Below are 6,609 nucleotides of genomic sequence, written 5' to 3'. Positions count from 1 at the left end.
CAGGTGCAATTCTTCGGCGTGCTCACCAAATATTCGACGTACTGCTTCTTGGTAATCATATCCCTAAAATGATACTTGTGGTCCTCAAGCGTAAGTCCTGTATCGGCGTCGTGTGTGTTTCTCCTGCGATTTCTTGGGTCGTTTCCATGACATTGATGTCCTCGTACTGCATCGAGTGAGGAGCGTCGTACCTTGCTGACAGTATCTCCCCTCTGCTGCCACACTGTCAAAGAGCGTAACGCTCTGAGCATCGTTACGCTTGCTTACCGTGGCAAGTTGAATTCGTCGACTTTGGTTTTTAGCATCGTGCCGACGCCAGCGATTTCTTCCTGCATTGCTTTAGGGTCACTGATGGTTCGTCGCAAAAAGAGCGCTGTCGCGTGTTGGACAGTTGCAAGATGGCTCGGGGCAAAATCGAAGACATGGGCAACACCGGCAATGAGATGCAGATCAGCGATCACGCCTGCCCGCACCAATGCTTCGTACATGCGGATGCTATGCGATGGTGGGACATACGTATCAGCTCCACCATGCCACAGCGCTGTGGAAGGAAAGTGGGGAGTGACGTACGAATAGGGAGAGATCGCTTGGACTTGCTCCTCCGTCAGTTTGTCTTCGAGTAGCAAGGATGCCGGTAGGTAACCATCCGACGCCGCGATCGGCGCGTCGCCGTTGTAGCATCCGGGCCAGTCTTGCTTGAACAAGGTTACTGGATAGATCGAGATGATGGCATTGATGGTACTGGAGACCTGCGCGTTGCCACCGTGTCCTTCCCACTCCGCTCGCCCATTGGTTGCTGCTGCCATGAGTGCGAGATAGGCGCCCGCGCTACATCCCTGGAGAGCGATCCGGTTCGGGTCTACATCCAAGCGGTCGGCATTGGCTCGTGTCCAGCGAATCGCAGCTTTGACATCATGTAGTGCCGCCGGCCACGGCGCTTCGCCGAGCAAGCGATATTCGCTCGGCAGGCAGGTGAAGCCCAGTGCACTGAGACTCCGCGCATGATCGGCCATCATTTTACGGTTACCATAGCGCCAGCGACCGCCATGCAATTGCAGAACAGCAGTGCGGTAGTTCTGCGTTCCGGTCGCAGGGAAAATATCGACGCATAACTCGCGACCATTGCCTGTGCCATACACCACATCGTATTGCATAGCCATCTTCGCCCCTCTGTGTGTGATGAAGCGTGTCTCACTCCTTCATCCTGAGTTACTCGACCGTACGTGGAGGAATCTCTTTTAGTCTGGGCATGACCTCTTTGGCGAAGAGTTTCAGCCCTTTTTCCGCCTCGGCGTGGGTCATGAATCCCGACCGGCCAATGATGACCAAATGGCCAAACCCGCCCACGTTCGTGTAGAAATCCATGATTTGTTGATAGACGGTATCGGGGCTCCCAGCAAAGAGAATCTGGCGCGCCATCGCTTGTTCTGCAGTAAGACCGATCAGTCCACCCACATTCTGAATCGCCGACACGACCGGCTTACCAGCTCCCGTTTCTTTGTCGCTCCGCACAGGTGGTTGCGGCTTGGTCCGATACACCTGTGGAGCGAATTGTGGTGCCATTGCTCCTGGTAGAAACTGCGCGTACTGCGGTGCCATCTTGAGGCTGGTGTTGAGGAACCACAGCAACTTGCTGCCAATGGCGACTCCTTCCTCATGCGTCTCACCCACATACGCTAACGCCGCATAGGCAAAGTTACTGGTGGTGACTGGTGGAAGCCCGGCCTCGGCACGGGCCTGGCGATAGGCACTCCAAGCCCGCTTGGTGCCGTCCTCTCCGCGTAAGACGAGCACATTCACCATGCCGCGACGCCCGACTTCACTGGTAGTGTCAGGATCACCAGTCGCTGCCCATAAGGGCGGATGCGGCTGTTGCCATGGGCGCGGCCAGATGTTGACGTGGCGATGAGTAAAATGCTTGCCCTCCCAACTAAACGGCCCATCTTGATGCTGCAACGTTTTGATCACAAGATCGATCGCTTCCCAATAGCGCTCGATGTTGGTCACTGGATTGGCATTGTTTGACGCCATCTCGCTGGCGCCTGACTTCACGAAGCCGATATCCAAGCGCCCACGCGAGATCACATCGGCGGTGGCATACTCTTCAGCAACCCGCACTGGATCTGGGCGCAGGGAGATGAGGGTACCCATACTGAGGATACGGACCTTACGGGTTTGTCTGGCAAGAATACCGAGAATTAGTGGATTGGCACCAAACAGTGAGTTGATACCAGCATGATGCTCGATGGCAACGACATTGATCCCCAGATCATCACACAACATGAACTCGTCGAGCGTTTCCTCGAACAGATTGGCAGCGATCGCCGGGTCACAATATCGGTTCGGTAAGCTCGCGCGCACTGAATCGGCACGATCAAGCACATCTTGCGGGACGAATGGGTAGGGGTTTTCGTTGTGGTACCAAATCTCCATTGTTGCTCCCCTCCTTTGCGTGGTGTGTAGCTATGCTTCCAAGAACCGCACGACGTGGTCAACAAAGACTGCGGGCTGTTCAATTTCCGGATGGTGGCCAGCGTTGGCGATCACTTCGAATCGGGCATGAGGAATGAGCTCGCTATACGCGCACCCGTACGAAGGCTCCACGATTCTGTCGCTCGCGCCCCATAACACCAGTGTCGGGCACGTAATCGTGTGCAGCCACCGCTTCAATTGCGGGTTATGCATGTAGGGATGCCAACCATAGAGACACAGCGACTCCCAATTCTGCGCACGGACGACTACGGCATCGTCGGACATGGCATTGAAATCTGGCGTCCACTGCTCGGGCGCGTGCCAACTGCGACGCTGTACTTCCTGCGGCGAGGTGTTAAAGACATCAAGGATATCAGGTGTTTCCCGGTCTGAGATCTTGATGCCAAAGGCATCGACAAGCACAAGACGATCGATGCGGTGACAACATGTCACCGCGAGTTCTGCAGCGAGCCACCCCCCGAATGAGCACCCCATAACCGTGACCTTTTCATACGGCAGCGTGTTAAGCAGATCGAGATAGAGATGGACGAGATCGTAGACCGTGTCAAAGTCAGCCGGGCGTGGGGAGTGACCAAAGCCGGGATGCGAGGGCGCGATGATCGCCACACGGCGACTGAGGAAGTCGAGAAACGGGGCGTGTGGGTCAATGTTCTGCATGCCATGCAGTAGCAGCACTGGTTGCCCTTGTCCGCGACGTAGCACTTCGAGTCGACTATTGCCAACCGATAACCATTCCATCCCTGACGGGTCTGTGTCGTTCATCAGCAGATCTCCTTCAGCGTTGGACAGTGTGCTGAGAATCCAGCGCGTTGACAACCCACCCATGGCCCAACCAGATGGTGTCCGCGACGTGATCTGTGGTCTTCCTGTTGGCTTGCAGGCAGGCCCAGACGTAGATAGGGTGTGGCGGCACGTAATGCTTGTAAAAGATCACACGGAGACGGGAGGACATGATGCCGACATTCAGGACTGACGATGGGGCTGAGTTACACTACAAGGTCGAAGGTAACGAACGGGGCAATCCTCCGCTGATTTTCATTCACGGTTGGTGCTCGAATCTCAATCACTGGGAACAACAAGTGAGGTACTTTCAGAATTCCCATCGAATACTTCGTATGGATCGACGTGGCATGGGCAAGTCCACCACGCCTGGCGCTGGTCATACCCCGCAGCAGCACGCTGCGGATATTGCAGCCTTGGCGCGGCACGAAGGCTTCACCAACGCGGTCGCCATTGCGCATGCAGGTGGTGGCCCAGCGGGGGTGTACTTCTGCTCCGAGTATCCTGAGTTAGCCAGAGCCTACGTGATGGTGGATACGGCCATCTCGCCTGGCTTCGCTCTCGACCATCCAAGCAAAATGCCAGCGCGCTTTTATGCCGAGATGATTGAGAAGATGACAGCACCGGACGGAGAACAATATTTTCGTCAGTTGTATACCAGCTTTTTTGGTGCCCAGGCTGACCGCGCACTCGTCGAGGCTGCTGTTACAGAGGCGAGTCGTACGCCCGTAGACACTCGCGTCAAAGAACTCAAGCTCATGGCATCCGACACCGCCACGCCCGCGGCCACCATGCGTCAGCCAGTCCTAGTGATCGCCGGGCCCTGGCTGGCAGACAGCTTTCCGCAGGCCGTTGACCATGAGAAACTCAAGTCCTTGCTCAAGCAGGCCAAGCACGTCGAACTCGCCCGCGCCATCGGTACCGGCCATTTTGTACAGCTTGAAGTGCCAGACCAAACCAACGCGTTCATCACGAGCTTTGTGTCTCGCTTAGCATAAGGAGTGCAGAACACGACACTCTGGGCTGTTAGCGAGAGTGGGTATCCGCGCGAGGGGAGCGCAGCGCTCTGTTGGCGTGTTTCATGGTTCCACAGAACCTTTGCAACTCGACTTTGGCCACTTAGGCCGCTAAGGGGAGTTCATCGAGCAAGCTCTCGAAGGCTTCTCGCGGCAATTGCAGGAGATCAGGGTGGAGAGCAGAGTTGTTGCAATAGCGAGCGCGCCAGAGATAGCGTCGCACCAGGGCGAGACAGTCGGCAAAGGTGGCGGTCGATTTGTGGTACCACGCCGCAGTTTCCACGGGGACGTGGCCAGTGGGGCAGAGGCGTAGCGTCAGCAAGGTCACCAGAGAAAAGAGGCCGAACAAGACCGGGGTGGTGCGGGCAATGGCGGGATCGGACCACTGGCGTTGGGTTTCCAGGCCCAGATGGGCGCGGGCTTCTTCAAACGTCACTTCGACCGACCAGCGCATCACCACGCACTCGAGGATCTGAGTCGGCGTAGCCTGCAGGTCCGTACACAAGAAGGCGGCATCGGCCAACCGGCCGTCGGGATCACGCACCAGCACAAAACGAATCGCGACCGGGGCCCACCCCGAAGTATACCAGAGCGCCGTACGGGAGAAGACCTGCAAGGGTTTGCGTTCCCCGTGATACCAGTTGACGACCACCGACTCCCAGGGCGTGTCCGACCGCGTCGCCCAGCATTTGAGACTGCGTTGGCGCGGGCCTTTGGTGGGCTTTCGTCCGCGCCTACGGGCGGGGTGCGGCCCAGGCGGATGATAGAGTGCGGCATCCAGTCGCATCCGACTGACCAGCACCACCTCACTAACGGTGCACGCCAACGCGAGCGCCACCACGGCAAACCCACCATCGACCACCAAGACGAGCAGGCGCTGTGGCAGCCAGCGCCGCACTTGCTGCATCATCTGCCGGACCCGGTCCACACTCGTCTTGTGCCGCCGCTGGTAGCGCGACTTGGGCGGCCAGCACAAGACCGTTAAAAAGGGCAACGCCCACACGCGCCTGGCCCAGGGCACCCGGACCAATAACATCATTGTCACCCACTTCAGCCCAAAACACTTCACCACGTGCTTCTTCGACGATCGTACGGCATCGCGATAACACCCCTTCACCTTGATCTTGCGCCCGCTGCGTCGCTCCACCGTGTCGTCCGCCCCCAGCACGATCGTAGCTCCGGGCGGCACGAAGGCCTTCACCAATACGCCCAGCAAGACCTTTCCTGCCTGCAACGTCGACCACTGCGCCCGGTTCAGCACCCGATGATAGTTCGTAAAGTGCGTCTCCCCCGCTAACCCCATCACGCGTAAACAACTACTGACGGTCCGTTTCCCCGGCGCTAAAATCGCCCCGACCACCAGCACCTGCACGTGGCGCCAGACTGGCTCCGAAAAGAGTTGCGCAAAAGGGGCTAACACCACTATCATCTCGATAGGCAGCGAGGGCATGGAGTACCTCCAGAGGTCGAGTTTGCCGTGGAACAGCAACTCTATCCTAGAGAATGCTTCTCCCTCCTGCTATCCGAAAATGGCCAAAGTCGAGTGCAAAGAAGCTATCTCAAAACTCGCCAAAGTTGCAGTTTTCACGGTAAAATGGAGAGATGAAGCCTGCGTGTACACGTGATTGCTCACGAAAAGCCTCCTCACTCGATGTTCCTCTTAGCCCACGGAAGCCGTATCGGTCCGATGTCACAGACCTCCAAGGGGACTATCTGTCTGCCTTGTTGCCGATAGGCGCGCGCACTGGGCGGCCCCGGGCCAACGAACGAGAAATTCTCAATAGCATCTTGTACGTGCTCAAAACCGGCTGTCAGTGGGAAGACCTACCCCATGACATCGCGGCCTCGCCCAAAACTTGCCACCGGCGCTTGCTCGAATACCAACGTCGTCGCGTGTGGCAAAAGATCGTTCACCTCTTGCTTCAAGAAGCTGACCGGCGAGGCTATTTGAATTTCACCAATGCCTATCCTGACGCTAGTGTGATCAAGTCAAGAAAAGGGCTGCGTCCCAAGTCGGGTACTCCGGCAAACACCGTATTCGCGGCCTCAAACGCCACCTCCTCATTGAAGTGCATGGGCATCCGCTCAACTTCACCGTCACCAAAGCTAACTGGCATGATCAACGCGCTATCCTAACTACTCTCGATGGCGTCCGTATCGGGAAGCGGAAACGCAAACCTAAGCGCCTGGGGGTGGCCTGATGAACGAAGAGGAAACACGAGAGGCAGGAAGGAGGAAAGAGCGACACCCGATTTGTTCCGCGGGAGCAAGCAAAGAAGGTCTTGTGAGCGAGCAGCGATGGAGCTAAGAGCGACATAGG

General features: G+C 57.1%; 7 protein-coding genes. 3 read left to right on the top strand and 4 right to left on the bottom strand.

Features of this window, described 5'->3' with window-relative positions:
- Positions 1–263: 263 nt before the first annotated feature.
- The 3 genes from FJ147_26355 to FJ147_26345 are packed head-to-tail and all read right to left on the bottom strand — an operon-like array spanning position 264 to position 3,318.
- Positions 264–1,160 (bottom strand): alpha/beta hydrolase, encoded by an 897-nt coding sequence (locus tag FJ147_26355; protein MBM4259408.1) that lies wholly within the window; start codon positions 1,158–1,160, stop codon positions 264–266.
- Positions 1,161–1,209: 49 nt separating this feature from the next.
- Positions 1,210–2,433, bottom strand: a complete 1,224-nt coding sequence (locus FJ147_26350; GenBank protein ID MBM4259407.1) for an LLM class flavin-dependent oxidoreductase — start codon at positions 2,431–2,433, stop codon at positions 1,210–1,212.
- Positions 2,434–2,463: 30 nt separating this feature from the next.
- Positions 2,464–3,318, bottom strand: a complete 855-nt coding sequence (locus FJ147_26345; GenBank protein ID MBM4259406.1) for an alpha/beta hydrolase — start codon at positions 3,316–3,318, stop codon at positions 2,464–2,466.
- Between the two features lie 125 nt (positions 3,319–3,443).
- Here FJ147_26345 and FJ147_26340 point away from each other — a divergent pair, with 125 nt between their 5' ends.
- On the top strand, positions 3,444–4,271 hold the full coding sequence (locus tag FJ147_26340; GenBank protein ID MBM4259405.1) for an alpha/beta hydrolase: 828 nt from the start codon (positions 3,444–3,446) through the stop codon (positions 4,269–4,271).
- A 121-nt stretch (positions 4,272–4,392) separates the two neighbouring features.
- Here the strand turns inward: FJ147_26340 and FJ147_26335 are convergent, their stop codons facing one another.
- Entirely contained in the window at positions 4,393–5,739 is a 1,347-nt protein-coding gene (locus FJ147_26335; protein MBM4259404.1) for a transposase, read from the bottom strand.
- A 152-nt stretch (positions 5,740–5,891) separates the two neighbouring features.
- Here FJ147_26335 and FJ147_26330 point away from each other — a divergent pair, with 152 nt between their 5' ends.
- Together FJ147_26330 and FJ147_26325 are read left to right on the top strand one after the other, a co-directional pair.
- Positions 5,892–6,425: a transposase gene (locus tag FJ147_26330; protein MBM4259403.1), complete on the top strand. Its 534-nt coding sequence runs from the start codon at positions 5,892–5,894 to the stop codon at positions 6,423–6,425.
- Complete coding sequence (locus tag FJ147_26325) at positions 6,326–6,490, top strand: transposase (protein MBM4259402.1); 165 nt, start codon at positions 6,326–6,328, stop codon at positions 6,488–6,490. The genes FJ147_26330 and FJ147_26325 overlap by 100 nt, the downstream gene beginning before the upstream one ends.
- The last annotated feature ends 119 nt before the right edge of the window (positions 6,491–6,609 follow it).

This window comes from Deltaproteobacteria bacterium (assembly GCA_016874775.1).
Taxonomy (GTDB): domain Bacteria; phylum Desulfobacterota; class Binatia; order Bin18; family Bin18; genus VGTJ01.
Note: the sequence above shows the minus strand (reverse complement) of the source record. Positions and strands in the feature narration are given on the sequence as shown.

What these genes read in the sequence shown, in the direction of transcription:
- FJ147_26355 (MBM4259408.1), bottom strand. Translation starts at nt 1,160, where the DNA reads ATGGCTATGCAATACGATGTGGTGTATGGCACAGGCAATGGTCGCGAG.
- FJ147_26350 (MBM4259407.1), bottom strand. Translation starts at nt 2,433, where the DNA reads ATGGAGATTTGGTACCACAACGAAAACCCCTACCCATTCGTCCCGCAA.
- FJ147_26345 (MBM4259406.1), bottom strand. Translation starts at nt 3,318, where the DNA reads ATGGGTGGGTTGTCAACGCGCTGGATTCTCAGCACACTGTCCAACGCT.
- FJ147_26340 (MBM4259405.1), top strand. Translation starts at nt 3,444, where the DNA reads ATGATGCCGACATTCAGGACTGACGATGGGGCTGAGTTACACTACAAG.
- FJ147_26335 (MBM4259404.1), bottom strand. Translation starts at nt 5,739, where the DNA reads ATGCCCTCGCTGCCTATCGAGATGATAGTGGTGTTAGCCCCTTTTGCG.
- FJ147_26330 (MBM4259403.1), top strand. Translation starts at nt 5,892, where the DNA reads ATGAAGCCTGCGTGTACACGTGATTGCTCACGAAAAGCCTCCTCACTC.